Genomic DNA, 2,660 nt, shown 5'->3' with positions numbered 1-2,660 from the left:
TCACTCCCGCCCACGTGGTGCCGTCGGTGCCGCGCCGAAAGGGCGAGGAGGCGTGGGATATTGACTGGGAACTGCCGGGCGGGCTCTGGAAGGTGCGCGTGGATCCGCTGGCGAAAGAGCCCCTACGAAAGAGATAAGTGATGTGGAAGAGAGACAACACACCACCCAAAACCTACACGGGACGCGATAAAATAAATCACCATGGCGATTGCTACTCGAACCACAATCTTACGCTTTCCTTTTGCCGAGGGGATTGAGCTGCGCCTGCGCCCGGGTGTGGATATTGCGGAGCGCGCGGGCTTCGAGGCGCTTTGCGAAGACAACCCGGACATGCGGATTCAGCGCAGTGGGCGGGGAGAACTAACTATTGAGATGCCAACAAAAGGTTTTACAGGAGCGTGCAACTCCCTTCTCGCCATCTTGCTCGGGGTTTGGGCGCTTGCCAACGGCCAGGGATTGACCTTCGATTCCAGCACGGGGTTTGATTTGCCCGAAGGAAGCACACTCTCGCCCGATGCGGCTTGGGTTCGCAAAGAGCGGCTGGAAGTACTTACCTCGGAGCAGAAAAAAAGCTTTCTTCCGATCACACCCGACTTCATTGCCGAGCTACGCTCCGACTCCGACCGACTCAGCCCGCTCCAAGCAAAGATGGTGGATTGGCAGAGCAATGGCGTTCGGCTCGGACTTCTGCTTGATCCCGCAAATCGCAAAGTCCATGTCTATCGCCTCGGCAACGAACCCCAGATCCTCGACGACCCGACAACCATAGATTGCTCTCCAGAGCTGCCGGGCTTTCTGCTAGATGTAAAAGCCCTCTTTGACCTCACCCTGTAAGGCTTACCGCGTCTTGAGCCGTAGGATGCTGACCGAGTAAGGCGGAGCCTGGTAGGTGAAACGGGGCGCGACTCCGGCGAGTGGCTTGGTGACAGGTACGATCTTGGTGGGCTGTGCGAAAGAGTTCTCCTCCAGCGGGCCGCTGCCCGTGAGCACGGTAACACTTCCCTTGCCCGTGAGTTTGCCAATATTCTTGAGCGTGATCGCAGCCGCGTGGGCGCTCTTGCCCCCATTGACAAGCTTGACCAGAATATCGCCGGTTTTCTCGTCGCGCGTGGTCACGGCATGCACGGGCGAGGGCGGTGCGGGAAGCGTGACATCGTGCAGCAGCTTGCCGTCTAAATAGCACTTGATACGCGTCCCCTGGCACTCGACCTTGATGTTGTACCAGCGTCCTGTCTCGATCTTGCCCTGCACCGAAGGCCGCAGAAGTGCGCTCTTGCCGCCGCCGATAGAGCGCTCGATCTCATGGCGCGTGTTGCCCCAGCCGCCCAGGTTCCACCAGAGAAAGTCCCCCGTGCCACGGACATAAAACATCACCAGAAAGCCTTCGTCGCCGCCGTGTTTCTTGGCCATCAGAGTCAGGGTGTAGTTGGTTGCGTTCAGATCCCCCCCCGTGGCGCGGAAGTCCTCGCCCTGGGCATTTGTCTGGCGCAGGCCATCGTCGTCGGCTTTCTGCCAGCGTCCCTGGCCGGGAGTAAGGGTCACGGTCTTGCCGTTTACCCCCACGTCCTTGTACTCAGCGTCCGTGCGCCAGGTTCCCACCCCAACGCCGCCTTTTGCTTCTGCCGAGAGTGCGTCGCGAACCGCAGGTGCAGTGAGGGTGGTCGGGAGCACCACATCGCCCCGGTTGGTGGAAAAGAGCTGCTGCACCCAAAACGAGGGCGTCCCGAAGGCTTGTGAGGAGTTGAAGACAATGGCATCGGGGTTCCATTTTCTATCGTTGGCGTTCACAAAGAGCGGGGCGTAGCTCGCCATCACCACCACATCAGAGTTGCGCTCCATGCCCGTGATAAACGCGGCTTCGCCCAGCGCCGCGATTAAGTTGCCCTCGCCACAGCCCTGGGTGACGGCGTACTCCCCGACATAGACTTTATGCTTACTGCGATCATAACGATCGTAGCGGTTGGCCTGCTCGAAGAAGAACTGTGGGTTGTTGTAGTAGTGCTCATCCACGATCTCGATGGGAGCGGAGGTCGGCAAGCCCCCCCAGTCATTGGCGATGGTGCGCACATACGGGTGCTTCTTCTTAATGGCATCAAAGAGTAGTTTATAGCGCTCGTTGTAGCGCGGGCCGCCGTTCTCGTTGCCGATCTCAATAAGCTTCAGGCCAAAAGGCTTCGGGTGGCCGTTCTTCGCCCGCTCCCGTCCCCATTTCGTGGTATTCGGAGCGCCGTTGGCGTACTCCAAAGCATCAAGCGCATCTTGAATCACACCGTCCATCTGATTAAGCGGCGTGGTGTCTTTGTGGCTCATGCCGCAGTTGACCACAAAGAGCGGCTCGGCCTTGAGATCCTCGCACCACTGAAGGTACTCGTGGTAGCCCAGCCCATTGGTGGCTTTGTAGCCCCAGATGCAGCGATTGCCCGCGCGCTGACTCGGCTCGCCTAGCGATGTCTTCCAGTTGAAGCGCTGGGCGAGCGTGTCGCCTTCCACAAAGCAGCCGCCTGGGAAGCGCACAAAGCTCGGCTTCATGGCCGCCACCAGTGAGGCGAGGTCTTTGCGTAGCTTTGCCTTACCGAGCGTGTCGGTGGGCAGCAGCGACGGATTTTTCAGCACAGCGGGGAACGCCGTGGGCCGCAGCTCTAGCCGTGCATCGGGGCAGC

2 protein-coding genes are annotated in these 2,660 nt (G+C 59.6%); one reads left to right on the top strand and one right to left on the bottom strand.

Translation table 11 applies throughout. From position 1 onward, the window contains the following. Positions 1-201: 201 nt before the first annotated feature. Positions 202-834: a Uma2 family endonuclease gene (locus ACH2EH_RS25575; protein WP_395146251.1), complete on the top strand. Its 633-nt coding sequence runs from the start codon at positions 202-204 to the stop codon at positions 832-834. A 3-nt stretch (positions 835-837) separates the two neighbouring features. Here the strand turns inward: ACH2EH_RS25575 and ACH2EH_RS25570 are convergent. Continuing rightward, on the bottom strand, positions 838-2,660 hold a 1,823-nt coding region (locus ACH2EH_RS25570; RefSeq protein ID WP_395146250.1), incomplete at its 5' end, for an alpha-L-arabinofuranosidase C-terminal domain-containing protein.

This window comes from Armatimonas sp. (assembly GCF_043760365.1).
Classification (GTDB): Bacteria; Armatimonadota; Armatimonadia; order Armatimonadales; family Armatimonadaceae; genus Armatimonas.
The sequence above is the reverse complement of the archived record's forward strand: the minus strand, read 5'-3'. Positions and strand labels throughout refer to the sequence as shown.